This is a genomic window from Photobacterium sp. R1, assembly GCF_054600795.1.
Genome location: NZ_BAAHZP010000373.1, coordinates 1 through 303 on the forward strand (window position 1 = coordinate 1; position 303 = coordinate 303).

Genomic DNA, 303 nt, shown 5'->3' on the forward strand with positions numbered 1-303 from the left:
GGTCAGCTTGTTTTCGATGTCATAGAAATACACATCCATACCCAGGTTTTCAGCCAGAATACTGAGCTGAGTCCCGATATGGCCATAGCCTATGATACCCAGCTTCTTACCCCGGGCTTCATACGAGGAATCAGCTGTTTTTTGCCACTCACCACGGTGTGCTTTGGCATTTTTTTCCGGAATGCCGCGCAGTAACAGGAGAATTTCACCCAGTACCAGTTCGGCCACACTGCGGGTATTGGAGAAGGGAGCGTTAAAAACAGGAATACCACGACGGTTGGCTTCAGTCAGATCAACCTGATT

At 48.8% G+C, this 303-nt stretch carries 1 protein-coding gene; it reads right to left on the reverse strand.

What is annotated here, in order from left to right; all coding sequences use genetic code 11:
* Positions 1-303, reverse strand: a 303-nt coding sequence (locus ACYP03_RS25480) for an NAD(P)-dependent oxidoreductase (RefSeq protein WP_459782604.1), incomplete at both ends; no start/stop codon positions are given.